A 25,439-nucleotide genomic window follows, 5' to 3' on the forward strand; every position below is an offset into this window, starting at 1 on the left:
AGGCTGTCGGTGGGGACGGCTAGCATGGGGTGATTACTTCACCGGCATCAGGAGGGAACAGGCTGTCCAGGCCACGCAGTATCGAACCGGAGGCGCGCGCGAACGGTCGCGGACGCGATGAGCTGTCCCGATCGGACACCGCCACCAGCACGCAGGCGTCGCACAAGATCGTCGTGCCGAACAGCATCGACATGGTGGCCCTGCTCGGAGCCCGGGACGAGTTCCTCCGCATCGTCGAGAAGGAGTTCGCCGCCGACATCATGGTCCGCGGCAACGAGATCACGCTGAACGGCGAGCCGGCCGAGCTGGCCCTGGCCGAGCGGCTGATCGACGAGCTGATCGCGGTCATCCGGACCGGGCACGGGCTGACCGCCGACTCGGTCGAGCGCAGCATCGCGATGATCAAGTCCGCCACGGCCGAGAGCCCGGCCGATGTCCTGACCCAGAACATCCTGTCCAGCCGCGGCCGCACGATCCGGCCCAAGACGCTGAACCAGAAGCGGTACGTCGACGCGATCGACAAGAACACGATCACGTTCGGCATCGGCCCGGCCGGTACCGGCAAGACGTACCTGGCCGTCGCCAAGGCGGTCCAGGCGCTGCAGGCCAAGGAGGTCACCCGGATCATCCTGACCCGGCCGGCCGTCGAGGCCGGCGAGCGGCTCGGGTTCCTGCCCGGCACCCTGTCGGAGAAGATCGACCCGTACCTGCGCCCGCTGTACGACGCTCTGCACGACATGCTCGACCCGGAGTCGATCCCGCGCCTGATGACGGCGGGCACGATCGAGATCGCGCCGCTGGCCTACATGCGCGGCCGGACCCTGAACGACGCCTACATCATCCTGGACGAGGCGCAGAACACCTCGCCGGAGCAGATGAAGATGTTCCTCACCCGGCTCGGTTTCGGCTCCAAGATGGTCGTCACCGGCGACGTCACCCAGGTCGACCTGCCGAGCGGCACCAACTCCGGACTGCGCGTCGTGCAGGACATCCTCGACGGTGTCCAGGACCTGACCTTCTGCCGGCTGACCTCGCACGACGTGGTCCGGCACAAGCTGGTCGGCCGGATCGTCTCGGCGTACGAGAACTTCGAAGGGCAGCGCTGAGCCGAACCGATGAACGTCGAGGTCAACAACGAGTCCGGCGTGGAGATCGACGCACACGGACTGATGCGGCTCAGCCGATTCGTGATGTCGTCGCTGCGCCTGCACCCCGAATGTGAGCTGTCGATCAAGCTGGTCGACGAGGACACGATGGCGCGGTATCACGTCGAGTTCCTGGACCTGCCGGGTCCGACCGACGTGATGTCGTGGCCGATGGACGAGTTGCGGCCCGGTGCCGAGGACGACGCCGACCCGCCGCTCGGGCATCTCGGTGACATCGCGCTCTGCCCGACCGTCGCGGCCGCGCAAGGGGCGAAGGCCGGCCACGGCACGTGGGCCGAGCTGGAGCTCCTGACCGTGCACGGCATCCTGCACCTGCTCGGCTACGACCACGCGGAACCCGCCGAGAAGGCGGAGATGTGGGACGTCCAGGGCCGCCTTCTGGAAGCATGGCGAGCCCCTGGAAACCGACTAGTGGATGCCTGATGGTTCCCTCAGGACAGGAGTGACGTTCTGTTGAGCTCCCACGACCTCGTTCTGCTGGTTGTGGCCGCGGTGCTCGTCCTGCTCGCCGGTCTGTTCGCCGGCGCCGAGGCCGCACTGTCGTCGTACTCCAAGGTCCGGGCGAACGAGCAGGTCGAGCTGGGCAACCTGCGCGCGGTCCGGCTCCGCGACCTGCTCTCGGACGCGCCCCGGTACCTGAACTCCCTGCTGCTGCTCCGCCTGAGCTGCGAGATCACCGCGATCGTGCTCGTCACCCAGGCCCTGTCCGGAGTCTTCGAACTCACCTGGGTACACATCCTGATCACCGCGGTGGTGATGGTGCTGGTCTCGTACGTGATCATCGGCGTCGCGCCGCGGACGCTGGGCCGGCAGCACTCGGACCGGTTCGCGATCGTCTCGGCCGGTCCGGTGATGGCGCTGACCAAGGTGCTCGGCCCGCTGCCCAAGGTGCTGATCATGATCGGCAACGCGCTCACCCCGGGCAAGGGGTTCGCCGAGGGCCCGTTCGCGACCGAGGCCGAGCTGCGCGCGCTGGTCGACTACGCCGAGAAGTCCGCGGTGATCGAGTCCGGTGAGCGGCAGATGATCCACTCGGTGTTCGAGCTCGGCGACACCATCGTCCGCGAGGTGATGGTGCCACGCACCGACATGGTCTACATCGAGCGGCACAAGAAGCTCCGCCAGCTCACGTCGCTGGCGCTGCGCTCCGGGTACTCACGGATCCCGGTGATCGGCGAGTCCCTCGACGACATCCTCGGCGTCGCCTACCTCAAGGACGTGATGCGCCGGGTTTACGACAACTCCTCGGCCGAGTCGACCGAGCGGGTCGAGTCGGTGATGCGGCCGTGCATGTACGTGCCGGACTCCAAACCGGTCGACGAGCTGCTGCGTGAGATGCAGGCGGCCCGGATGCACCTCGCGATCGTCGTCGACGAGTACGGCGGTACGGCGGGACTCGTGGCGATCGAGGACATCCTCGAGGAGATCGTCGGCGAGATCACCGACGAGTACGACGAGGACCCGGACTCGGTCCAGGAGCTGTCCGACGGCGCGTACCGGGTGTCCAGCCGGCTCCCGATCGACGAGCTCGGTGAGCTGTTCGGCGTACCGCTGGACGACGACGACGTCGACACCGTCGGCGGCCTGATGGCAAAGCTGCTCGGCAAGGTGCCGATCCCCGGCGCCGAGGTGGAGATCGCGGGCCTGTCGCTGACGGCGGAGCGGCCGTCCGGCCGGCGCAACCAGGTCGGTACTGTGCTGGTACGGCGGGGGCAGTCCGCCGCCACCCCGCAGGACCAGAACCACCAGCACGCGTAACCACTTCTGCTTTGGAGTTTTCTTGTCAGACCTCTCGGCCGAGGACGCCAAACTCGTGACGCTCGCCCGCGCCGCCCGGGCACGTACCCGGGCCGGTGAAGGAGCCGCTGTCCGCGACTCCGACGGACGGACGTACGCCGCCTGCACGGTGGCACTCGACACCGTCGACCTGACCGCCCTGCAGCTGGCGGTCGCGATGGCGCTGGCGTCCGGCGTGAAAGGCCTGGAGGCCGCCGCGGTGGTCACCGACTCGCAGTCCGTCGACGTCGGCGTCGTACGCCACTTCGCGGGTGCCGCCATTCCCGTAGTACTTGCCCAAGGCACCGGAGAGGTCCGCGATGTCGTCCACACCTGAGCCCTTCAAGTCAGGTTTCGCCTGCTTCGTCGGACGACCCAACGCCGGCAAGTCCACACTGACCAACGCGTTGGTCGGCCAGAAGATCGTCATCACGTCGTCGAAGCCGCAGACCACGCGGCACGCCGTACGGGGGATCGTGCACCGGCCGGACGCGCAGCTGATCCTGGTCGACACGCCTGGCCTGCACAAACCGCGGACCCTGCTGGGCGAGCGGTTGAACGACCTCGTGAAGACCACGTGGGCCGAGGTCGACGTGATCGCGGTCTGCCTGCCGGCCAGCGACAAGATCGGCCCCGGCGACCGGTTCCTGGTCACCGAGGCGGCGAAGGTCGCGAAGACCCCGAAGGTCGCGCTGGCCACCAAGGCGGACCTGGTCGAGCCGGACCGGATGCTCGAGCACCTGGCCGAGATCGCCACGCTGGGGGAGTCGGCCGGGATCGAGTGGGCCTCGATCATCCCGGTCTCCGCCACGTCGGGCTATCAGGTCGACGTCGTCACCGACGAGCTGATCAAGCTGCTGCCGGAGGGCTTCCCGCTCTATCCGGACGGCGACATCACCGACGAGCCCGAGGAGACGCTGGTCGCGGAGCTCATCCGCGAGGCCGCGCTCGAAGGCGTCCGGGACGAGTTGCCGCACTCGATCGCGGTCACCATCGACGAGATGGGCCTGCGCGAGGACCGGCCCGAGGACAAGCCGCTGCTCGACGTGTACGCGAACATCTACCTCGAGCGGGACAGCCAGAAGGGCATCGTGATCGGCCACAAGGGCGCCCGCCTGCGCGAGGTCGGCGCGTCCGCCCGCCGCCAGATCGAGGCGTTGCTGGGTACGCCGGTTTACCTCGACCTGCACGTCAAGATCGCGAAGAACTGGCAGACAGACGCCAAGCATCTCCGCAAGCTGGGCTTCTGACGACTTGGAGAGATCCTCGGTGCTGACCAACCCCGTGTACTCCGCTCTGACCGGCCCGCACGCCACCTTCGCCGAAACCCGCGGCGACGCCCGGCGCTACCCGACCGCGGTCGCGCCGTTCCTCGGCCTGCCCGACAACCCGACCGACCAGGACTGGGCGGACGCCGCGACACTCCTCGGCCCCGGCACCACCGCGGCCCTGATGCGGCCCGACTTCCCGCTGCCGGAGACCTTCAAGCTGGACCGCCAGTTCGACCTCGTCCAGTTCGTCGCACCCGAGTCGCTGGCCGCCGAGGACCCCGAGACGGTCGTCCTCGGTCCCGACGACGTACCCGAAATGCTCGCCTTGGTCGCCCTGACCGACCCCGGCCCCTTCCGCTCCCGCACCATCGAACTCGGCACCTACCTCGGCATCCGTCGCAACGACGAACTGATCGCCATGGCCGGCACCCGCTTCGCCCTCCCCGACCACACCGAGATCAGCGCCGTCTGCACCCACCCGTCGTACCGAGGCCAAGGTCTCGGCAGCCGGCTGATCCGAGCCGTAGCAGCCCACATCACCTCAACCGGCCGCCAGCCCTTCCTCCACACCGGCGGCACCAACACCCCCGCCATCCGCCTCTACGAATCCCTCGGCTTCACCCTCACCAACCAAATGAAGGTAACCATCGTCGAGCCCGCATGACCGACCTCCGCGCCGCTGGCGTACCTAAGAACAGGTAGTAGTCGGCTCGCGCGAGGACTTGATGGTGTCTTCAGGCGGGAGCCCGGCGGGATGAGGCAACTACCACCTGTTCTTAGGTACGAACCTGCTGGCGCCGATCCGCTTGGTGGGCACGACTGGGCAGGTCCCGGCGTCGACCAGCGCGGCATGGTCGGTCCCTTCTCGGCAGGGTGGTTGCGGGGTCACGATCACTGTGTGGCCCGGCCCGCGGTCCGCGGACTAGTCATCCGACTCGATCCCGGAGCATCGAGTCGGCCTTCGACAGCATGGAGGGCGTGATGATCGGACGGTTGCGGGAGATCGAGTACCTGCAGACGTTCGTGCGCGAAGTCGCCGTCACCGGAGGGGTGCTGCTGGTGTCCGGCGACGCCGGGGTGGGCAAGACCACGCTGCTGGACGCCGCGGCCGACTACACCAGGGCGTCCGGGGGAGATGTCTTGCGGACGACGGGCACCGAGCTCGAGGAGCAGATCAGCTACGCCGCTCTGAACCAGGCGCTGTACCCACTGCTGGACGACGTCGAGCAGCTCGGCACGGCCCAGCGCGACGCGCTGCAGGTGGCGCTCGGGTTCGGTGACGGACCTCCCCCGGACAGACTGCTGGTGTCCAACGCCGCTGCTGTTCTGCTCCGGCGGGCGGCAGCACGCGCGCCCCTGGTGCTGATCGTCGACGACGTGCCCTGGATCGACCGGGCCAGCGCAGGGGTTCTGAGTTTCGTCGCGAGGAGGCTCGCCGGCAGCCGAGCCGGACTTCTAGTGGCTGCCCGCAGCGGCGAGGTCCGGGGGTACTTCGACCGGACCGGGCTGCCGGAGTTCGGGCTGGAGCCCTTGGACGACGAAGCGGCCGGCCGCCTCCTGTCCGACCGGTTCCCCGACCTCGACGCGGCCGTCCGGACCCGGCTGCTCCAGACCGCGCAAGGCAACCCGCTGGCGTTGCTCGAACTTCCGCGGGCGCTGAGCCAGACGCAGCGCACCGGAGCGGAGCCACTGCCGCCGGTGCTGCCTCTTGGCCGGCATTTGCAGAGGTACTTCACGTCGCGCGTGGCGAAGCTGCCCGGCACGACCAGAACCTTCCTGCTCACGGCCGCATTGGAAGGCACCGGGGAGCTCGGAGTCCTCGAGGCGGCCGGCGCCGGTGTGTACAAGATCGACGACCTGGCACCGGCCGAGCAGGACCAACTGGTGCAGGTGAGTTCGCGCCGAGTCGTGTTTCGCCACCCGCTGATCCGATCCGCGGTCGTCGACGCCACGACCGCCGCGGAGCGCCGCCGGGCCCATCGCGCGCTGGCCGCGGCGCTCGTCGATCGGCCCGACCGCAGGGCGTGGCACCTCGGCGAGGCGACGACCGGGGCCGACGAGCAGGTTGCCGGCGTCCTGGAAGACGCGGCGCTGCGCCTGCTCCCGCGAGGCGACTACCAGTCGGTGGTGAGCCTGCTCACGCGCGCCGCCGATCTCAGCCCTGACCCCGCGGAGCGCGGTCGCCGGCTGGCCGCGGCGGCGTACATCGGCGCAGAGAGTACGGGCGAGATGACGAGTACGGCGGAACTGCTCGAAGGCAGCCGGCTCGCCGGCGGTCAAGCGAGCACATCCTTGTACTACGCGTCCGCCGCCGCCTTCGTGATGCTGAACGGGGACGGACAGGTCGACACCGCGCACCGGCTCCTGGTGAGTGCCCTCGACAGCAGTCCGCAGCAGCAGAACGCCGACGACCCGGAGGTCGTCCGGGCGCTCTGGACACTCGCACTCGTGTGCTTCGTGAGTGGCCGGCGGGAGTTGTGGGAGCAGCTGTACGCCGCGATCGCGAGACTCTCGGGCGGACCGTCACCGCTGCTCTCGCTCACGCTGGACATGTTCGCCGACCCGGCACGCACCGGAGTGGCCGCGCTGCCTCGTCTCCGCGCCGCGCTGCGGTCCGTGCACCACGAGAGCGATCCGAACATCGTGGACGATCTCGCCGGTGCGGCAATGTACGCCGATCGTCTCGTGGAGGTTCGCGAGGCCTTGTGGCGGGCCGTCCGGAACGGTCGCGAAGGTGGCCCGGCCCGACGGCACCTGGTGGCCCTGATGGACCTCTGCGTCGACGACTTCCACCGCGGCCAGTGGGACGAGGCCGCCGAGCTCGCGGCCGAAGGACTGTCGGTGACCGAGGAGCGGACCGGCCGCTTCTTCAGCTGGTACTTCCGCTATCACCAGGCGATGCTCGCCGCGGTCCAGGGCAGGTTCGAGACCAGCCGGGCGCTCGCCCACGAGATGATCGGCTGGGCCGGACCCCGAGGCGTGGGTACCGCACGTGTCTACGCGCACCACGCCCTGGTGCTGGCCGATCTCGGCGCCGGCGACTTCGAGAGCGCGTACCGAAACGCAGCCGCGGTGAGCCCGGCCGGCACCCTGGCCTCCTACGTTCCGCACGCGCTGTGGATCGCGATGGACCTCGTCGAGGCCGCCGTACACACCGGCAGGCGAATCGAAGCGGAACGCCACGTCCGCGCGCTCCAAGAGGCTCAGATCAGCAAGCTTTCTCCCAGACTGGCGATCCTCGTGGCGGGATCCGCGGCCATGGTGGCAGGGGAGGAGAAGGCGAGCGCACTCTTCGAGGACGCGCTCAGCCTGCCCGCGGCCGAGCAGTGGCCGTTCGATGTCGCGCGCGTTCGTCTCGTGTACGGCGAACAGCTGCGGCGCGCCCGGGCGCTGACCGAGGCCAAGGTCCAGTTGCAGACAGCCCTGGCCGCGTTCCGGACGCTCGGCGCCGATCCCTGGACCCAACGGGCCGAGCGTGAACTACGCGCCGCTGGTCTCGCACCGACCCTGGCGGCGCCGAGCCTCCCCGCGCTGACTGCCCAAGAGCTCCAGATCGCCCGGCTCGCCGCCTCCGGGCTCACAAACAAGGAGATCGCGACACAGCTCTACCTGTCGCCGCGCACGATCGGTGGACACCTCTACCGGGTCTTCCCGAAGCTGGGCATCAGTACCCGAGCTGCCCTCCGGGACGCCCTCGACGGGGACGACAACTAGAGCGGCTTCTGGTAGGCGATGGCTCGGGCGACGATGTGGTAGTTGAGCTGTTCGTTGATGGCGATCATGTGGGCGTTGGACTCGGCGTTCCAGGTGTCGAGCTGGGTGACGGCGGTCTCCTGCTCGCGCAGCCAGAGGAGCATGTCGCACTTGACCAGGGCGCCGAGGCGGTGGCCGCGGTGCTTGCGGTCGACGGCGGTGTCGTGCTGCTCGGCGATGTGCGGTCGTTCCTGCTCGACCGCGACGACCGAGTGCCCGGCCAGCTCGCCGGTCGAACGCTCCCGCGCGATCACGCGATACACCGTCCGGTCGTGGGCGATCTGAGCAGCTTCGTACGCGCGCAGCCGCTCCGGCGTGAACACGTCGTCCTCGATGTCCAGGTCGTCCTTCGGCGCATCGTTGATCGACTCGGTCAGTGCGACCATGCCGCCCAGCAGTTCCTCGGGCACCGGCCCGATCACCCGCAGCAGCTCGTACGCCGTCGATGCCTGCACCGCCTCGTCGTACAGGCGCTGTACGACGGACCAATCGAGGCCGGCGATGTCCTGCCGCCGGTTGACCTCGATCGCCTTCTGCTCGAACCCGTGCCGCAGCGAGAACGCGTTCGCCTTCGGCAGGTCCCAGTTGTCCGTGCCGACGGAGGTCCGGCCCAGTTCGCGGGCCAACCGCTCGCCGTACGCGACCAGCTCCGAGCCGATCCCGCGACCTCGGTGATCCGGATGCACCTGGACCTCGAGCCACGCGAGATGGGTGTTGTCGTACGTCGGGGTGTGCAGGCCGAGGAGTCCGACGGTCACGCCGTCGTCGTCGCGGGCCAGGTAGGCCTGGCCGGGGTCGCCGTCCCAGCCGTACTTCAAATGGGCGGCGTAGCTGCGCGGTGTCGGCAGCAACCACTCCGGGCAGTCCAGCTTCGCCGCTACGGTCAGCAGGGCTACGGCTTCCGTGCACCCGGCCTCGTCGTCGGGTGACAGTCTCGTGATCTCCACGCCCTCAGCGTCCATCAGCCGGGCGGTTACCGCGAGTGGTTTATTCGCCGTCGAGAAGTTCCACGGCCGCCGCGTAGGTCAGCTCGGCATAGGCATTCCGTACGCGTGGTCAACGGTCATCGAGAACATCAGCCGTTTGTCCTGCACCATGACCGCGCGGTACTCGTCCCAGTCCGGGTGCTCACCCGAAGCGGTCCGGTAGTAATCCACAAGATCCTCGACGACCGCGTCGTGCGGGTCTGCGGCGACCGGGCTGAGCTCGGCCTTCCCTTCCAGTACGACGTACGAGCGGCCGCGCGGGCCACCGACGTACAGGCTGGCTCGCGGATCGCGGCGCAGGTTCTTCGTCTTGGCCCGGTCGTCGGTGAGTGAGACCCGGATCCGGGTGCCGTCGTAAACATAGGTGACGTTCGACAGTTGGGGTCGTCCGTCCCGCTTGATCGTGACCAGGACGCCGAGTCCGTGGCTGCCGATCCGGTCGCTGAGGGAATCAGTCATGATTGAAGCCTAAATATTCAAGCCCCCTTGAAGGCAACCTCAGACCAGGAACAACGTCTTCAGGTGCTGACAAGCAAGACGCCGGCGATGATCGTGGTGAGGCCGGCGATACGGGTAGGAGTGAGCCGCTCGTGCAGCACGACCGCACCGAGCAGGGCGCCGAGTACGACGTTCAGCGTGCGGCCGATCGCCACCGTGCCGACCGATGCGACCGACAACGCCAGCAAAACAAGGCCATAGCTCGCCGGCGTCAGGACAGCGATCGGGACCGCGCGCCGCCACTGAGTGAGGGCCAGCCTCCGGACCAGTGCCGACAACACGACGACCTGAGCCACATTCGCCACGGCGAGATACGTCAGGACGTCGACGCGGAGCGACGTGACGGAGAAGCCGTCCCACAGGGTGTAAGCAGCAGTACAGCTCGCCACGGCCAGGCCCAGGGCAATCCCGCGCCCCAACCGCCGCGAGTGCACCCCGTCCATGAGCAGTACGCCGCCCAGCACCAGCGTGGCACCGACGAACACCCACGGACCGGATCCGCCCAGCCACGGAATCGCCGCCACGGTCACCAGCACCGGAGCCGTCCCCCGACTGACCGGATAGACCGTCGAGAACTCTCCGGCGGCATAGGCCTTCTGCAGTGTGACGGCGTACCCGGTGTGCAGGACCATGCTCACCAGTCCGGCCCACCAGGTCCCCGTGAGAGTGCCGTGGGTCGCCGAGTGGACCAGCAGTACGAGCGATACCGGCAGGGTCACCAGACCGCACAGCCACACGAAGGCCGGACCTCCCGCACCGGACGTCTTCATCAGTAGATTCCACGCGGCATGGCAGCACGCGGATGCCGTCAGCAGGCCCAGGGCGATCACGTAGACAGTGTCTACAGGATCGGCGTAGACGTTGTCTACCAACCATTCCGCGCCGCGGCCATCACCCTCTGTGTCTCGGCGATCGAGACCCCGGGTTCGACGGGGTAACCGGGTTGTGCATAGACTCCCTGGCATCATGCGGCACCAGCTTCTCCTCCTTCGCTGCCGCGGCGAGGCCTGACAAGGCCGGTTCCCTCGCCGCGGAGTCTCGTCGTACGCCGGTCGTCCCTCACGACACCCGCAGTACACCCTCCCGAGGAGAACCCCGTGGCACCCAAGAACCAGCCCAAGCCTGTCCAGCAGTCCTCCGGTATGCCGATCCAGCGCTACCGCGCGTTCCCGCCGATCGACCTGCCGGACCGCACCTGGCCCACCAAGTCCGTCGACCGGACCCCGCGCTGGCTGTCCACCGACCTCCGCGACGGTAACCAGGCGCTGGTCGAGCCGATGTCGCCGGCCCGGAAGCGGCGGATGTTCGACCTGCTGGTGTCGATGGGCTACAAGGAGATCGAGGTCGGCTTCCCGAGCGCCAGCCAGTACGACTTCGACTTCGTCCGCAGCCTGATCGAGGACGACGTCATCCCCGACGACGTGACGATCTCGGTGCTGACCCAGGCCCGCGACGAGCTGATCGAGCGGACCGTGCAGTCACTGCAGGGCTCGCCGAAGGCCACCATCCACCTCTATAACGCGACCGCGCCGCTGTTCCGCCGGGTCGTCTTCGCCGTGGACAAGGCCGAGTGCCGCACCATCGCGGTCCGCGGCACCGAGACCGTGATGAAGTACGCCGACGAGATCCTGGGCGACTGCGAGTTCGGCTACCAGTACAGCCCGGAGATCTTCACCGGCACCGAGCTGGAGTTCGCGCTGGAGGTGTGCGAGGCGGTCTCCGACGTCTGGCAGCCCGCCGAGGGCCGGGAGATCATCCTGAACCTGCCGGCCACCGTCGAGATGTCCACCCCGAACGTGTACGCCGACCAGATCGAGTGGTTCGGCCGCAACCTGACCCGGCGCGAGCACAGCACGATCAGCCTGCACCCGCACAACGACCGCGGAACGGCGGTGGCCGCCACCGAGCTGGCCCTGATGGCCGGCGCGGACCGGGTCGAGGGCTGCCTGTTCGGCCACGGTGAGCGGACGGGCAACGTGGACCTGGTCACGCTGGGGATGAACCTGTTCAGCCAGGGCATCGACCCGCAGATCGACTTCTCCGACATCGACGAGATCCGCCGCACGGTCGAGTACTGCACGCAGATGCGCGTTCCCGAGCGGCAGCCGTACGCCGGTGACCTGGTCTACACCGCATTCTCCGGATCGCACCAGGACGCGATCAAGAAGGGCCTGGAGGCGCTGGACAAGCAGGCGGCGGCCGAGGGCAGGCCGGTCGGCGAGATCGCCTGGGAGGCGCCGTACCTGCCGATCGACCCGAAGGACGTCGGCCGGTCGTACGAGGCGGTCATCCGGGTCAACTCGCAGTCGGGCAAGGGCGGCGTCGCGTACATCATGAAGTCCGAGCACCGGCTCGACCTGCCGCGCCGGCTGCAGATCGAGTTCAGCCGGGTGATCCAGCAGCACACCGACTCCGAGGGCGGCGAGGTCGGCCCGCAGCAGATGTGGGACATCTTCGCGGCCGAGTACCTGGCCCCTGGCAAGCTGTCACTGCTCACGGTCAACTCGACATCCGGCGAGGGCCAAGGCGATCAGCTGCGCGTTCAGGTCTATTCCAATGGGGTCCCACACGAGTTGGTTGGCGAAGGCAACGGCCCCGTCTCGGCTTTCGTCGACGCTATCAAGCCGCTCAAGTACGACATCCGCGTACTGGACTATCACGAGCACGCGCTGTCCGCGGGCGGTGACGCGCTGGCCGCGGCGTACGTCGAGTGCGAGGTCGGCGACGAGGTCTTCTGGGGCGTCGGGCGGGACGCCAACATCCTGACCGCCTCGCTCAAGGCGGTCGTGTCCGCCATCAACCGCGCCACTCGCTGAGCAATCAGGTATCGCCCGTCTCCCCGTGTCGGAGGCGGGCGATTCCAGCACTCCCCGATACCGTTGCGTCACGGTTCGCAACGTTGTCTCAACGTTGCCTCAAGACGTTGACTCGATGACTGGGGTTGCGCACACTGTCGTCACTATGCGCAGATCCTTGCAAGACAGCATTACTAAGTCTTGTGGTCTGAGGGTCTGCGCCACCGACTTTCCCTGGCAGTCGCGTGGAGGTGAGCAGTGAGCGGTGCGGTCGAGACACCCGCGTCGAAACTGATCGAAGGTCCGGCCGAAGAACCGAGACCGACAGTCGTTCGACGCTTCACAAGTGCCTGGCTGGTCCGAAGATTCGCCAAAGCGATCTTGACCATCTTTCTGGTCACGACGATGACGTTCTTCCTGGTCCGGCTGCTGCCGGGGAACCCGGTCGACACCTTCATCTCGACCCAGATCGCGCAGACCGGTGTCTCCTACGCCGACGCCGCCGCGCAGGCGCAGAGCCTGTTCTCGCTCGATCCGGACCAGCCGCTGATCCAGCAGTACCTCCAGTACATGGTCAACATGGTGCACGGTGACTTCGGGAACTCGCTGCTGTCACCCGGCACCACGGTGGCCGAGGTCATCAAGACCTACCTGCCCTGGACGCTGTTCTCCGTCGGCATCGCCACGACCCTCGCCTTCATCATCGGCATCATCGCCGGGATGGTGATGGCCTACCGCCGGGAGAGCTGGATCGACCACCTGCTGACCTCGGTCGGGGCGCTGCTGCACGCGATCCCGAACTACATCCTCGCGATCCTGATCGTGGTCTTCCTCGGCGTGAAGCTGCAGCTCTTCGACCTGACCAAGGCCCGCGGCTCGTTCTCGCCCGGCGTGGAGCCGGCGTTCAGCCTGAGCTTCCTGAACGATGCGCTGTACCACGCGACGCTGCCGATCCTCGCCTACACACTGACCACGGTCGGGTCCTGGGCGCTGGTGATGAAGTCCTCGACGGTGGAGACCCTGGGCGAGGACTATGTGACCGTTGCCCGGGCCCGCGGCCTGACCGACGGGCGCATCCGCAGCGGGTACGTCGGACGCAACGCGGTACTGCCGTTGTTCAGCGCGCTCGCCGTGTCGCTCGGATTCGTCGTCGGCGGAGCGATCTTCGTCGAGAAGATCTTCGGCTACCAGGGCATCGGCTACAGCCTCTTCACCGCGCTCAACGGCCGCGACTACGCGGTCCTGCAGGGGATCTTCCTCGTCCTCACCATCTCGGTGGTGCTGGCCAACCTGGTCGCCGACATCCTCTACAGCCGGCTGGATCCGCGGATCCGCGTCAGCGGCAAGGCGAAGGGGTGACGAGATGTCCGACATGACTGACACAGTGATCGGCGATACCGACACCGCGATCGGTACGACGAGCATCGGGAAATTCTCCAGCATCCTCCGGGGGCTGCGGCGCAGCCCGGCCGGTTTCATCGGCTTCATAATCGTGGCGCTGCTGGTGCTGATCACCGCGATCGGGCCGTTCTTCACCCCGGACGTGGTGCCCGACGTGAAGTCGATCATGCTGCCCGCAGGTTCGCCCGGGCACCTGCTCGGCACCGACAACGAGGGCAAAGATGTGCTGATCCAGATGATCGACGGCGGCCGGGCCGTCATCTTCATCGGATTCCTCGCCGCGGCGATCTCGACAGTCATCGCGATCGTCCTCGGGTCGCTGGCCGCCTACCTCGGCGGGTGGGTCGACTCGGTGGTGGTCACCGCCGCCGACGTCGCGCTCACGATCCCGACGATCGTCCTGCTCGCGGTGCTCGGTGCGATGTTCAAGCTCGACTCGCCGTTACTGCTGGCCGTGCTGGTCGGCGGCCTGGCCTGGCCGGTGCTGACTCGGGCGGTGCGGTCGCTGGTGCTCTCACTCAAGGAACGTGAGTTCGTCGAGGCGGCCCGGCTGCTCGACCTCGGCACGCCCCGGGTGATCTTCGTCGAGATCCTGCCGAACATGGCCAGCTTCATCCTGATGAACTTCATGATCGCCGTCACCAACGCGATCTACGCGCTGGTCGGCCTCTACCTGCTGGGTCTGGCGCCGTTGACCGGATCGAACTGGGGCATCATGCTCAACCGCGCCTGGATCGCCGGCGCCATCTTCAACGACGCGAGCCTGGCGTTCATCCTGGCCCCGATCGCGGCGATCGTCCTCCTGCTGCTCGGATTGGTGATGATGACGAGATCGCTCGAAGAAATCCTCAACCCGCGTCTCCGGGACCGGTGAGCATGGTGACCAGCACAGCGGGAGCGACCCGCGCGGTGCGCGGCGGCCAGGGCAAGCCACTGCTGTCCATCCGCGACTTCAAGGTCGAGTACCGGACCGGAGCCGGCGCCACGGTGCACGCCGTCCGGGGCGTCGACCTGGATCTCTACCCCGGCGAAAGCCTCGCGCTGGTGGGGGAGAGTGGCTGTGGCAAGACGACCTTCGGGCTCGGTCTGCTGCGGTTGCTGCCCCGGCTCGGCCACGCCTCCGGAACAGTGACGTTCAACCGCGGCGACGGCGCCGAGATCGACATCCTCGGTCTCGACGGCCGCGACCTGCGGCAGTTCCGCTGGCGGGACGCGGCGATGGTCTTCCAGGGCGCGATGAACGCCTTCAACCCGTTGCTGAAGATCCGCGGGCACATGCACGACACGATGCGGGCGCACACCAAGGCCAGCAGGCAGGAGATCGAGGACCGGGCCGGGGAACTGCTGCGACTGGTCCGGCTCGAGCCGGCCCGGGTGATGGACAGCTACCCGCACGAACTGTCCGGCGGCATGCGGCAGCGGGTGCTGATCGCGATGAGCCTGCTGCTCGAGCCAGAGGTCCTGATCCTGGACGAGCCGACCACGGCCCTGGACATCCTCACGCAGCGTTCGATCGTCGACGTACTGCACGAGGTCCGGGAGCGGCTCGGCTTCTCGATGATCTTCATCTCGCACGACCTGTCGCTGGCCGCGGAGCTCGCCGACCGGGTCGCCACCATGTACGCCGGTCGCATCGTCGAGACCGGTGGCGTCCGGGACCTGTTCTACCAGCCACGGCATCCGTACACGCTCGCCCTGATCAACGCCGTGCCGCCGATCGTCGGCGACCTGCCGGATCTCGAGTCGATCCCGGGCGGTCCGCCGAGTCTGGCCGCGTTGCCGCGGGGCTGCACGTTCCACCCGCGCTGCAAGTTCGCCACGGAGGAGTGCAAGGCGGCCGACCCGCCGCTGCTTGCGGTGACCGACCAGCCGGGCGACGCGCACGAGGTCGCCTGCATCCATTCCGGTGAGGTGCACCTCGATCGACGGGTGCGAAGCGACGACTTGGAGACGCCCGCATGACCGCGACGGAGACGGCCCCGGACGCGACGGCTGAGGGGCGCAAGCCACTGATGACGCTCGCGGGGGTCAGTCAGGTGTTCGACACCAAGGCCGGCCCGATCCGCGCGGTCGATCACGTCGACCTGTCCGTGAATCCCGGTGAGGTGCTCTGCCTGGTCGGCGAGAGCGGCTCCGGCAAGACCACGGCCGCCCGGATGGCGGCCGGTCTGGCCCGGCCGACCGACGGGCAGGTGGCCTTCGACGGCACCGACATCTGGTCGATGAAGCGGCAGGAGTTCGGCCGCTTCCGGCGCAGCGTCCAGTACGTTCACCAGGATCCGTACGCCTCGCTGAACCCGACCCGGACCATCCAGCAGACGCTGACCGCGCCGCTGCTCAAGCACGGGGTGGTCAAAGGCTCGAAGGCCGCGGCTGCGCACGCGGCCGAGCTGCTGAAGAAGGTCGACCTGACGCCACCGGAGAACTTCCTGCAGAAGTACCCGCACCAGCTGTCCGGCGGCCAGCGGCAGCGGGCGTCGGTCGCCCGGGCGCTGACGCTGGACCCGAAGCTCATCATCGCCGACGAGTCGACCTCGATGCTCGACGTCTCGATCCGGATCAGCGTGCTGGCGATGCTCGGCCGGCTGCGCGACGACCTCGGCGTGGGGTTCCTCTTCATCACCCACGACCTGGCAATCGCGAAGTACTTCGGCTGGAACGGCAAGACCGCGGTGATGTACCTGGGCCGGATCGTCGAGTTCGGGCCGACCCGGCAGATCATCAACGCGCCCACGCATCCGTACACCCAGGCGCTGATCGACGCGATCCCGGAGCCTGATCCCGACCTGACCAAGACCAAGGGCGCCGGCTCGCTGCGCAGCCTGGAGATCCCGAGTCTGGCGCACCTGCCACCCGGGTGTGCGTTCCATCCGCGCTGCGGCCGGTTCGAGGGCGGCCTGTGCGACGGCGAGGTGCCCGGTCTGGTCGAAGTACGTTCTGGGCAGTCGGCCGCGTGCCACGTGGTGGCTCGCGACGGCGCCGACGAGCTCCGGCCGGTCGACAAGCTCCGGCCGGTCGACAAGCTCCGGCCGGATGAACCGGCCGGCTGATGCCGCCCGAGATCGGCCGAGTTGCTCTCGGCTGGGCGACGTTCCTGGTCCTGGCCAGCGTGGTTCTGCTGTTCGCGCTGACGCCGGGGACACCGGAGTTCGTGATCACCCTGTTCACCTTGTGTTTGGGCCTGCTCTTGGGCCTGATCGTCGTCGCCGGGGTCGTCCTGACCAGGCGCCGGGAGAAACGCGAGGACGGTTAGTAACACCAGTAGTAGTGCCTGACCACGCGGGCGTGCGGTCAGTTCAGGAAAGGACGAAGGATGAGTCCCACCGGCACCAACGAATCCGGCGCTAGCGACCGGACCAACGCGGTCTCTCGCCGGCACGTGCTCCAGCTGTTCGGCATCGCCGGCGTCGGCATCGCCGGCGTCGGGTCGCTGGAGGCGTGTTCACCGAGCTCTCCGACCGCGGAGAGCAGCAAGTCGGGTGGCAACAAGGAGTTCCACGGCGCGTACCCCTACCAGCTGCCACCCAAGGGTCACTTCAACCTGGCCGCCGGCGTCACCGACGGCATCCAGCAGCAGAGCCCGTACCTCGATCTGATCTACCCCAGCGGCGGTCTGTACTACTGGGCCGACAAGAAGTGGGAATACATGATGGCCGAGTCCAGCAAGCTGGACGAGGCGGCCAACACGTATACGATGAAGCTCCGGTCCGGTCTGACCTGGAGTGACGGGTCACCGATCACCGCGAAGGACGTCGTGTCGACGTTCAACCTGCACTGGCTGATGCGCCAGCAGTCGTGGACGTTCCTGTCCGACGTCAAGGCGCAGGACGACACCACTGTCCTGTTCACCATCGGCACGCCGTCGACGGTGCTCGAGCGCTACATTCTCCGGGCGCCGATCCTGCCGGACTCCGTCTACGGTCAGTGGGCCACCAAGGCCGAGACGATGCGCAAGGCCAAGACCAGCCTGGACAGCGCCGAAGGCAAGGCGCTGAACGGCGACTTCCAGAAGTTCCGCCCGGAGAACCCGGTCGTGTCGGGCCCGTTCAACTACGACACGAAGACCATGACCAACTCCCAGATGAGTCTGGTCAAGAACGACAAGGGCCTGTTCGCCGACAAGATCGGCTTCAGCAAGGTCCTGCTGTACAACGGTGAGACCTCGGACATCACCCCGACGGTGATGAACAAGGACGTCGACTACGCCACCCACGGCTTCGCGGTGGCCAGCGAGAAGACCTTCCTGTCCACCGGCTTCCGGATCCTCCGTCCGCCGGTGTACTCGGGTCCGGCCCTGGTGTACAACTTCACCACCCACCCGGAGTTCTCCGACGTCCGTGTGCGGCAGGCGATCGCCTACATCATCGACCGCAACGAGAACGGCACCGTCGCGCTCGGCGACTCGGGCAAGGCCTGCAAGTTCATGGCCGGTTTCTCCGACATCGCCGTACCGGACTGGATCTCCGACGCCGACCAGAAGAAGCTGCAGGCCTACGAGAAGGACGAGGCCAAGGCCACCCAGTTGCTGCAGGCGGCGGGCTGGAAGAAGGCCGGCGACAAGTGGCAGCTGCCGTCGGGTAAGCCCGCGGCGTACGACCTCAAGTTCCCGACCGAGTTCGCCGACTGGAACCCGGCTGCCACCAACGCGGCCGACCAGCTGAACAAGTTCGGGTTCAACATCACCAAGCGCGGCATCACGTTCACCCAGCTGAGCCCGGACGTCCTGGCCGGCAAGTTCGACATGGCGATCCAGAGCTGGGGCGCGTCGTCGCACCCGCACCCGTACTTCTCGTTCGTCCAGAACCTCTACACGTTCAACTACGTGACGGCGGCGAACTCCGGCGGCAAGGGAATGAACTTCCCGCTCAAGCAGACGACATCCGCGGGTCCGATCGACCTGCAGGCCGTCGTCGACAAGTCCGCCCAGGGCCTGAACGTCGACGAGCAGAAGAAGAACGTCACCGCCGCGGCGCTGGCGTTCAACGAGCTGCTCCCGATCATGCCGCTCTGGGAGCGCTACGGTAACAACCCGGCGCTGGAGGGGACGCGAGTCGCCAAGTTCCCGGCGGACGACGACCCGATCCTGAAGAACGCGCCGTACGCGGACAACTTCGTGATCATGTACATGTACCAGGGCAAGGTCGCGCCGGTCTGAGTTAACTACTGGCGGACTGACCCGATTGTTTGGTTGGGTCGGCCGGGTGATCAGCGTTCGCGAGATCGACCCGGCCGACCTGGCCCTGTTCGACGAGTGGTATGACGCCCTGCGGGCCGGCGCGGTCGCGGGCCGGACGGCTGCGCTCGTGGTCGGCCGGGAGGCGCTCGGGTACTCCCTGCGCAATCCGGGGCCGTTGAAGCAACGCCTGGCGGTCGGTGCGTTCGAGGACGATCGCGTGCTCGGCGCGATGCTGTTCGAGTACCGGTTGACCGACAACCTCGACACGGTCGAGGTCGAGATCGACGTACCCCCACAGCACCGGCGGCGGGGGATCGGTACGGCGCTGTGGCAGTGGGCGGTGACACGGGCGGCGCAGCTCGGGCGGACCATCTTCCAGACCGAGCTCGGCGTGCCGTCGGAGCCGTGGCCGGGTGCGGAGTTCGCCGCTCGGCTCGGTTTCACGGTCGAGCACGTCGAGGAACAACTCGTCGTACCGCTGCCGTACGACGCGCTCCGGCTGGACGAATTGCTGCTCGAGGCGGGTCCGCTGGATGGCTACCAGCTCACGTCGTGGGCGGGCGTGTGTCCCCCGGAGCACCAGCAGGCGTACGCCGACCTGCACACCGCGATGGATCACGACGTACCGACGGGTGGCATGACCCGGGAGGTCGTGACGTGGACGGTCGAGAAGCTGCAGGCGAGTGAGCAGCGGATCGACCGCAACTATCTCGCGCTCGTGACGATGGCGCACACGCTGTCCGGGGAGCCGGCCGGCTACACGTTGCTGTATCTACCGCGCGCCGACGCCGAGCATGCCCAGCAGGACGACACGCTCGTACTGCGGGATCATCGCGGGCACAACCTGGGCACACATCTGAAGTTGGCCAATCTCGCACAACTGGACAAGCACCGGACCACGCAGCGCTTCCTGCACACGTGGACGGCGCTGTCGAACGCGCCGATGCGCAAGGTCAACGCTCGCTTCGGCTTCCGCCCGGTCGAGGAACACCGCGAGCTGGAGCTGACCTATCCGCGCCTGCGGCCGGCCGCCCGTGGCGTCGTCCTGGATCGGGAGGACCGGATCCTGCTGGTCCGCTTCGAGTTCGACTCCGGCCCGCTCTGGGCGACTCCCGGCGGCGGCATCGAGCACGGCGAGTCGGCGGTCGAGGGCCTGCGCCGCGAGCTCATCGAGGAGATCGGCCTGGACTGTCCCGACGACCCATCGCAGCTCTGGCACCAGGAGGTCGTTGCCGAGGGCCACGCTCCCGGGTACGACGGCGTCATCAACGAGTACTTCCTGGTCCGCACCGACTCCTTCACCGTCGGTGGCACGCTCACCGAGGCCGAGCTCGAGGCAGAGAATCTGTACGGCCACCGCTGGTGGACCCTCGACGAACTCCGCTCCCACGAAGGCCGCTTCGCCCCTCGGGATCTCCCCGAGCTGGTCCGGGTTCTGTTGGAGAGCGGCCCACCGACCACGCCGACCCGACTGGGTCTGTGAGAAGTGCGTGTGGAGGTTGTGGGAGGTGTGTGAGGAAGGATGATCGGGGCCAGGCCGGCGACTTAACGTCGAAGTGTGAAGCCTCGACATAGCCTTGACTGGTTTGTCCCTGTTCATTCGACCGGTGCCGCAGCGGCACTGCAGACCGGGCGCCTGCCCGATGGTCGCCGGGTCGGCATCGCGTACACGACTCTCGCGCAGTTGCGGGCGGCAACAGGTCCGCGCCAGGAGTGGATGCGCCTCACCGAGGCCGCCTTGCGCGAGACGCTCGCTCCGCTCGGCGTCACCAGGATCCAGCTCGACCCGGTCCTGGTCGGTCCCGATGTCAGCAGCCGTCCGTCAGAGACGCCGTACCCAGGTCAGCCGGCCTTCGTCCATTAAGGCGTGGCCGTCGGCGCCGTCCGCGACGTTGGGGTCGTGGGTGGCGATGACGACGGCGGCGCCCCGGTCGGCCTCGGCCCGGAGCAGTTCGAGGACGCGCTCGCGGTTGGTGCTGTCGAGTTCGCTGGTGGACTCGTCGGCCAGGATCACCCGGCCCTGCTGGGCGATGCCGCGAGCGACCGCGACCCGTTGCTGTTCACCACCGGACAGCTCCTCGACCAGGTGGTCGCCGCTCTCCTCGAGGCCGACCTGGGTGAGGGCCTGCCCGATCGCGCGATCGAGTTCCTCCAGTGCCTCGTCGTCGGCCGGCCTGCGGTCTGCGAGCAGTGGCATCGACAGGTTCTCCCGCGCGGTCAGCACGCGCGCCAATCCGTTGCCCTGGGGGATGAGTACGACGCCATGCGCGGCGGCCGACGGCCGGTCGGTGATCACCAGCCCGTCGATCTCGACCTGACCGGATTTCACCGGCACCGCGCCGGCGATTGCCCAGAGCAACGAACTCTTGCCGGCGCCGGACGGCCCGCTGATCGCGAGTACGAAGCCCGGGGGGGACCCGGAACGACACGTCGGACACCGCGATGAGCTCGCCGTAGCTGACCGTCACCTGATCGACCTCGATCATCGCGCTCCCTCCTGATCCACCGGGGTGAGCCGGATCTCGCCGTCTTCGGTGGTGACCTGCACGAGCGTCCCGGCCGGCAGCAGTTCGGCGACGTGTGGTGGCAGGGGCAACGACCCGTCCGTCGCGACCACGGCGTACTCCTCGCCCGAGCGTCCTTCCGAGGCGATGCGGCCGTCCCGGATCGTGATCGTCCGCGGCAGTGTCGCCGCCACCTCGGGGTCGTGGGTGATCAGCAGCACCGTCATCCCGGTCTCCGCGTTGATCGTCCGGATCGCCGCGAGGACCTCGTCCCGCGCCTGGTGATCGAGCTGACTGGTCGGCTCGTCGGCCAGCAACAGTCCTGGGTACGTCGCAATGCCCACGGCCACCGCACACAGCTGGACCTGACCCGGCGTCAGCGCGGACAGGGGCGAGGTGGCGTGTTCTCGAAGTCCCACGAGCTCTAGTACGGACTCCGGTGGTGGGAGGTCGCGGTCGCGCGATGCGGCTCCTTGTGCGTAGCGGACGTTGTCCACCGGCGTCAGGTAGGGGATGAGGTTGCGTCCGGCACCTTGCAGCACGATGCCGACGTCACCGGCCCGCATCCGGTCGAGCTCGGCCTCGGTCATCGTGGCCACGTTGTGCTCACCGATCTGCAACCGGCCCGCGCTCGGAGTCAGCAGACCGCCACACAACTGAAGTAGCGTCGACTTTCCCGCACCAGATGGTCCGAGCAGCCCGACCAGTTCGCCTGGACGCACAGTGATCCCGATGCCGGACAACGCGGCGACGTCGTGCCCGTGTGCACGGTAGATATGCACGAGTCCCGTCGTACTGATCGCCAGACCGGTCATGGGGCGTCCCGGCCTGGACTGAGGAGCGCAGGGAGCCCGCCGTGCCGGAGGCGCGGCAATGACACCGTCATGTGAGCTCCTCGCGGATGCGGGCGAACCCGGCTCGCCTGTTGACCCCGGTACCCAGCAACAGGGTCGCGGCCGCGAGTACCGCCGTACCTGCGAGCCAGAGCAGCAGCGCGACCGGCCAGTTGGTGCTGAGCTCCAGAGGTATCGGCCCACCGGTGTCAGCGAACAGCGGTATCAGTGGCAACGCGATCTGTGCCCCGACCACACCACACACCGATCCCAGTAGCACCGCCAGCGCCACCGGACCGGTCTGCTCCCACCGTGCCGCCCTACCGGTGGTGTTGGCCGGTACGCCGGTGATCCGCAGGCTCGCGTAGTCCTGTGCCCGCGACCGCCACGAGGTCACCACAGTGAGCAGCAGTACGACGATCGCCAGCGCCCAGCCCGCGATCCCGACCACTGGTGTCAGTTGCAATGCCAGTGCACTCGCCGATCGCCCGTAGGACGCGATCCGATCGGCCCTGCGGTCCACGACCTCGGCCGCGTACCCAGCCTTGGCGAGCTGGTCGATGATCGTGTCGGCCTTCGCCAGCCCGTCGGCGTCGAGCCAGAGCTCGAACTCGGTCGACGCTTCGTCCACGGTCCCGGCCAGTCGCCGTACCGTCTCCAGATCGACGACTGCGGTGCGGAGCGGGAAACGGTTGACCGGACCGCCCAGCCGGTCGAGCTTGGCCAGCGGTATCGGGGTGCCGTCGAGCGCGGGGCTCGTGGCGGAGGCGTCGTACCGGTAGTCCGGCGTCACCAGGGCGGGCGTCACCTGGGGCACGGTCGCGTACTGCAGGTACTGGTCGCCGCCCAGGTTCGTCACCGCCAGGGTGAGTGCTCCACCGCCGGCCGCTTTGATGGAGTCCTGACTGGACTCGAGTTGCTTGATGGGCTGCCAGTCGTCGGGGTCGCCGAGTGGGATCGACGGGTTGTCGTCGCTGGACAGTTTGCCGAGCTGGATGTCGCCGCGGATCCCGGCCTGGTCGTTCAGGTCGCGGGTGACGCCGAGCCGGAGCAGTTGGCAGCCGTCCGTGCAGTCGACCTTGGCCTGTAGCTCGGTCTGCCGTCCGGGGATCAGTGGCAGCCGCGGGAAAGTGATGTCGGTGCGTGCACCATTGCGCAGGCTGACGAGGTTCGCCACCAGGAGGACGGACTTCGCGGCCGGCTGAGTCGCCGGCTCCTCGCCGTTCGTGGTCTTCGCCTGCACCGGCGTCATCGGGCCGGGGGAGGCGGTGATGGTCAGCTGGGTACTGCGGAACTCGATCGGCGGGACGCTCGGTGCCGCGAGCCTGCCGAATCCCTCGGCGTCGGTGAGCCGATTGCCGCGGTACGCGATCCGCCGGAAGCTGTCCGGTTCGATCATCATCGTCTGCAGCGCGTCGGGCGACGGCGGACGGGCCATGACGACCGGTGTGAACCACTGCCGGTCCGGGTCGATCCGGTCGATCGCCTGGGTGAAGGCGCCGAGGTTTCCGGCGTTCACCCGCAGCACACCCTCGGCGCCGATCTCGTAGCCGGCGCGGGACTGCCGGTTGTGTTCGCCGACCGACGCGGCCTGGCCGGCGAAGGCGACCAGCCCGGCCGCTACCGCGACCGCCGCGACGATACGGGTGACAGCTGGTCGGCGCGAGACTTGCAAAGCTCCGAGTGCCAGACCCAGACGTCCCCGACGCAAGGCTCGCCGGCTGATGAATCCCGCGACCGGCAGGAGTAGGTGGGCGAACGTCAGCCCGACTGCCAGCGCCAGCAGGGCGGGTGCGAGAACGGGCAGCGGGCCTCGGCCCGAACCGGTCAGCGCCGAGACGAGTCCCGCGACGGCGAGCACGATGATCGCCAGGTCCACCATGTCGAGCGTCCTGCCGCGCCGGTGTGGCGCCACTCGCCGCAGCAGCGCGGAGATCTGCTGCCGTACGACGCCGCGGACCTGAAGCACTACGACGCCGAGAGCAACCACCGCAACCGCCAGCAGCGCGACCGGCACCGTCCACGGCAGCTCGATGGGGGAGCCTCGGTGCAGCCAGGTCGCTCGGACGATCAGCAGGAGCGCGAAGCCGACCGGTGCACCGGCGAGCGTTCCGGCCAGTACAGGCACGCCCAGCTCAACGGACAACGACCGGCCGGTACGGCGTGCGGTGGATCCGCGGAGGCGGGCGACCGCGATCTCGGGCCGGCGCTGGTCGACGACCACGGCAAGGGCCAAGGCGAGGACGACCAGTCCGAACAGAGCGACCTGGACCATCACGAGCGGGATGATCGTCGCGGCCTGCTCACGCTCGTCGCGGATCCGGTCGATCACGCCGATCAGCCCGGAGGTGTTGTCGGCGCCGAGTTCGGCGGCTTGGCTCTTCACGGCAGTCGATGCCGCCTCCAGCCGGTCCAGGTCGTCGAGCCTCGCCAGCCCGGGGGCCGGCCGGGTGTCCAGCGTCGTGTGCTGATTCCAGATGTCGGGTGTGAACGTCGTACGGTCGGTCAACAGATAGTCGGTCTCGCCCGGCGCCTTGTCTCCCGGTGGCTTGGAATGACCGATCGGCGGCCGGCCGAACCAGTAGTCCGCGCCGACGTCCTTGGGGCGGTACAACCCGACCACGGTGAGCGTGCCGCCACCGGCGTACGTGTCCGGTACGGCGTTGACCTTCGCGCCGAGCTGGACACCCCAGGTCGCCTGGTCCACCGTCGACGCGATCACCTCGTTCGGTCCGTGCGGGCACCGGCCCGCGACCACGACGATCTGGTCGCAGTACCCCTCGCGCCACAGCAGCCGGCTGACGATCGACGGGTCCGCATCGCGCCAGACGACGTCGCTGTGAATGCCGAGTACGGGCTTGGTGAAGAGAGGCGCGAGGTCGGCCGGTACCAGCTTGCTGAGGTCCTCGGGTCGGGACTGGGTGCCGGCGGAACTCCGGGTCGGGCTCGTCTCGAGCTGCCACGCGGCCGACAGGCGCTGCCCGGTCAGGGTCTCGGTCATCACGGTCTGCTCGACGGCGCGCGCGAACCACGGCCCGAACACCGCGCAGGTCCCGATCAGCAGACTGATACCGGCCAGCACCAGCGCCTGGGACCACCGGTACCGCAGCGCCCGTCGTAGGAACATCTGTTCAGCCACCCCCAGCGTCTCGCCCGCCCGCCCGAAGATACGGAACCGGCCGATGGCTGTACCGGACCGTGCCGAAATGTCACAGAGTTGTTGTCTAGGCAGCAATCCGGATCACGGACGGTGACTGTGCGGGAGGGGGGTTGCCCGGCG

General features: G+C 68.1%; 22 protein-coding genes. 16 read left to right on the top strand and 6 right to left on the bottom strand.

What is annotated here, in order from left to right; genetic code table 11:
- The first annotated feature begins 191 nt into the window (after positions 1-191).
- The 7 genes from OG558_RS26540 (at position 192) to OG558_RS26570 (ending at position 7,927) form a co-directional block, all read left to right on the top strand.
- Positions 192-1,106: a PhoH family protein gene (locus tag OG558_RS26540; RefSeq protein WP_405072218.1), complete on the top strand. Its 915-nt coding sequence runs from the start codon at positions 192-194 to the stop codon at positions 1,104-1,106.
- Positions 1,107-1,115: 9 nt separating this feature from the next.
- Positions 1,116-1,589, top strand: a complete 474-nt coding sequence (gene ybeY / locus OG558_RS26545) for an rRNA maturation RNase YbeY (protein ID WP_329475322.1) — start codon at positions 1,116-1,118, stop codon at positions 1,587-1,589.
- Between the two features lie 30 nt (positions 1,590-1,619).
- Complete coding sequence (locus OG558_RS26550; RefSeq protein ID WP_329475323.1) at positions 1,620-2,924, top strand: hemolysin family protein; 1,305 nt, start codon at positions 1,620-1,622, stop codon at positions 2,922-2,924.
- A 22-nt stretch (positions 2,925-2,946) separates the two neighbouring features.
- Positions 2,947-3,279 carry a cytidine deaminase gene (locus OG558_RS26555; RefSeq protein ID WP_405065439.1) on the top strand — a complete coding sequence of 111 codons (333 nt, stop codon included), beginning with the start codon at positions 2,947-2,949 and terminating at the stop codon, positions 3,277-3,279.
- The gene (gene era, locus OG558_RS26560) at positions 3,263-4,192 is read left to right on the top strand and encodes a GTPase Era (protein ID WP_405065440.1); all 930 of its coding nucleotides are present in this window, start codon (positions 3,263-3,265) and stop codon (positions 4,190-4,192) included. Before OG558_RS26555 ends, era begins: the two co-directional genes overlap by 17 nt.
- A 19-nt stretch (positions 4,193-4,211) precedes the next feature.
- A complete protein-coding gene (locus OG558_RS26565) occupies positions 4,212-4,877 on the top strand; it encodes a GNAT family N-acetyltransferase (protein ID WP_405065441.1) in 666 nt (221 codons plus the stop codon).
- 317 nt (positions 4,878-5,194) lie between these two features.
- Positions 5,195-7,927 (top strand): AAA family ATPase, encoded by a 2,733-nt coding sequence (locus OG558_RS26570; RefSeq protein WP_405065442.1) that lies wholly within the window; start codon positions 5,195-5,197, stop codon positions 7,925-7,927.
- On the opposite strand, the gene OG558_RS26575 is transcribed toward OG558_RS26570, so the two are convergent.
- From OG558_RS26575 to OG558_RS26585, 3 genes are all read right to left on the bottom strand, one after another.
- A complete protein-coding gene (locus OG558_RS26575) occupies positions 7,924-8,913 on the bottom strand; it encodes a GNAT family N-acetyltransferase (RefSeq protein WP_405065443.1) in 990 nt (329 codons plus the stop codon). The two genes, OG558_RS26570 and OG558_RS26575, sit on opposite strands and share 4 nt — an antisense overlap.
- Before the next feature lie 78 nt (positions 8,914-8,991).
- Positions 8,992-9,411, bottom strand: a complete 420-nt coding sequence (locus tag OG558_RS26580) for a PPOX class F420-dependent oxidoreductase (protein ID WP_405065444.1) — start codon at positions 9,409-9,411, stop codon at positions 8,992-8,994.
- Positions 9,412-9,470: 59 nt separating this feature from the next.
- On the bottom strand, positions 9,471-10,280 hold the full coding sequence (locus tag OG558_RS26585) for an EamA family transporter (RefSeq protein WP_405065445.1): 810 nt from the start codon (positions 10,278-10,280) through the stop codon (positions 9,471-9,473).
- A 312-nt stretch (positions 10,281-10,592) separates the two neighbouring features.
- Here OG558_RS26585 and leuA point away from each other — a divergent pair, with 312 nt between their 5' ends.
- The 9 genes from leuA (at position 10,593) to OG558_RS26630 (ending at position 20,686) form a co-directional block, all read left to right on the top strand.
- Positions 10,593-12,266 (top strand): 2-isopropylmalate synthase, encoded by a 1,674-nt coding sequence (leuA, locus tag OG558_RS26590; RefSeq protein ID WP_405072219.1) that lies wholly within the window; start codon positions 10,593-10,595, stop codon positions 12,264-12,266.
- A gap of 237 nt (positions 12,267-12,503) precedes the next feature.
- Entirely contained in the window at positions 12,504-13,604 is a 1,101-nt protein-coding gene (locus OG558_RS26595) for an ABC transporter permease (RefSeq protein WP_405065446.1), read from the top strand.
- 13 nt (positions 13,605-13,617) lie between these two features.
- Positions 13,618-14,520 (top strand): ABC transporter permease, encoded by a 903-nt coding sequence (locus OG558_RS26600; protein ID WP_405065447.1) that lies wholly within the window; start codon positions 13,618-13,620, stop codon positions 14,518-14,520.
- Between the two features lie 2 nt (positions 14,521-14,522).
- Positions 14,523-15,608 (top strand): ABC transporter ATP-binding protein, encoded by a 1,086-nt coding sequence (locus OG558_RS26605; protein ID WP_405065448.1) that lies wholly within the window; start codon positions 14,523-14,525, stop codon positions 15,606-15,608.
- The gene (locus OG558_RS26610) at positions 15,605-16,696 is read left to right on the top strand and encodes an ABC transporter ATP-binding protein (RefSeq protein ID WP_405065449.1); all 1,092 of its coding nucleotides are present in this window, start codon (positions 15,605-15,607) and stop codon (positions 16,694-16,696) included. The genes OG558_RS26605 and OG558_RS26610 overlap by 4 nt, the downstream gene beginning before the upstream one ends.
- Positions 16,696-16,899, top strand: a complete 204-nt coding sequence (locus OG558_RS26615) for a hypothetical protein (RefSeq protein WP_405065450.1) — start codon at positions 16,696-16,698, stop codon at positions 16,897-16,899. Before OG558_RS26610 ends, OG558_RS26615 begins: the two co-directional genes overlap by 1 nt.
- 60 nt (positions 16,900-16,959) lie before the next feature.
- On the top strand, positions 16,960-18,801 hold the full coding sequence (locus OG558_RS26620; protein WP_405065451.1) for an ABC transporter substrate-binding protein: 1,842 nt from the start codon (positions 16,960-16,962) through the stop codon (positions 18,799-18,801).
- A 46-nt stretch (positions 18,802-18,847) separates the two neighbouring features.
- A complete protein-coding gene (locus OG558_RS26625) occupies positions 18,848-20,305 on the top strand; it encodes a GNAT family N-acetyltransferase (RefSeq protein ID WP_405065452.1) in 1,458 nt (485 codons plus the stop codon).
- A gap of 75 nt (positions 20,306-20,380) precedes the next feature.
- Entirely contained in the window at positions 20,381-20,686 is a 306-nt protein-coding gene (locus tag OG558_RS26630; RefSeq protein ID WP_405065453.1) for an SAV_915 family protein, read from the top strand.
- On the opposite strand, the gene OG558_RS26635 is transcribed toward OG558_RS26630, so the two are convergent.
- From OG558_RS26635 to OG558_RS26645, 3 genes are all read right to left on the bottom strand, one after another.
- Positions 20,645-21,181 (bottom strand): ATP-binding cassette domain-containing protein, encoded by a 537-nt coding sequence (locus OG558_RS26635; protein ID WP_405065454.1) that lies wholly within the window; start codon positions 21,179-21,181, stop codon positions 20,645-20,647. The genes OG558_RS26630 and OG558_RS26635 overlap by 42 nt on opposite strands.
- 123 nt (positions 21,182-21,304) lie before the next feature.
- Entirely contained in the window at positions 21,305-22,141 is an 837-nt protein-coding gene (locus OG558_RS26640; RefSeq protein ID WP_405065455.1) for an ABC transporter ATP-binding protein, read from the bottom strand.
- Positions 22,142-22,208: 67 nt separating this feature from the next.
- On the bottom strand, positions 22,209-25,286 hold the full coding sequence (locus OG558_RS26645) for an FtsX-like permease family protein (protein WP_405065456.1): 3,078 nt from the start codon (positions 25,284-25,286) through the stop codon (positions 22,209-22,211).
- Between the last annotated feature and the right edge of the window lie 153 nt (positions 25,287-25,439).

Origin of the sequence: Kribbella sp. NBC_01510 (assembly GCF_045040325.1) — a bacterium.
Classification (GTDB): Bacteria; Actinomycetota; Actinomycetes; order Propionibacteriales; family Kribbellaceae; genus Kribbella.

Coding starts and splice junctions, on each gene's coding strand:
- OG558_RS26540 (WP_405072218.1), top strand. CDS start 192: ATGGTGGCCCTGCTCGGAGCCCGGGACGAGTTCCTCCGCATCGTCGAG.
- ybeY (WP_329475322.1), top strand. CDS start 1,116: ATGAACGTCGAGGTCAACAACGAGTCCGGCGTGGAGATCGACGCACAC.
- era (WP_405065440.1), top strand. CDS start 3,263: ATGTCGTCCACACCTGAGCCCTTCAAGTCAGGTTTCGCCTGCTTCGTC.
- OG558_RS26570 (WP_405065442.1), top strand. CDS start 5,195: ATGATCGGACGGTTGCGGGAGATCGAGTACCTGCAGACGTTCGTGCGC.
- OG558_RS26580 (WP_405065444.1), bottom strand. CDS start 9,411: ATGACTGATTCCCTCAGCGACCGGATCGGCAGCCACGGACTCGGCGTC.
- leuA (WP_405072219.1), top strand. CDS start 10,593: ATGCCGATCCAGCGCTACCGCGCGTTCCCGCCGATCGACCTGCCGGAC.
- OG558_RS26600 (WP_405065447.1), top strand. CDS start 13,618: ATGACTGACACAGTGATCGGCGATACCGACACCGCGATCGGTACGACG.
- OG558_RS26605 (WP_405065448.1), top strand. CDS start 14,523: ATGGTGACCAGCACAGCGGGAGCGACCCGCGCGGTGCGCGGCGGCCAG.
- OG558_RS26610 (WP_405065449.1), top strand. CDS start 15,605: ATGACCGCGACGGAGACGGCCCCGGACGCGACGGCTGAGGGGCGCAAG.
- OG558_RS26615 (WP_405065450.1), top strand. CDS start 16,696: ATGCCGCCCGAGATCGGCCGAGTTGCTCTCGGCTGGGCGACGTTCCTG.
- OG558_RS26620 (WP_405065451.1), top strand. CDS start 16,960: ATGAGTCCCACCGGCACCAACGAATCCGGCGCTAGCGACCGGACCAAC.
- OG558_RS26640 (WP_405065455.1), bottom strand. CDS start 22,141: ATGACCGGTCTGGCGATCAGTACGACGGGACTCGTGCATATCTACCGT.
- OG558_RS26645 (WP_405065456.1), bottom strand. CDS start 25,286: ATGTTCCTACGACGGGCGCTGCGGTACCGGTGGTCCCAGGCGCTGGTG.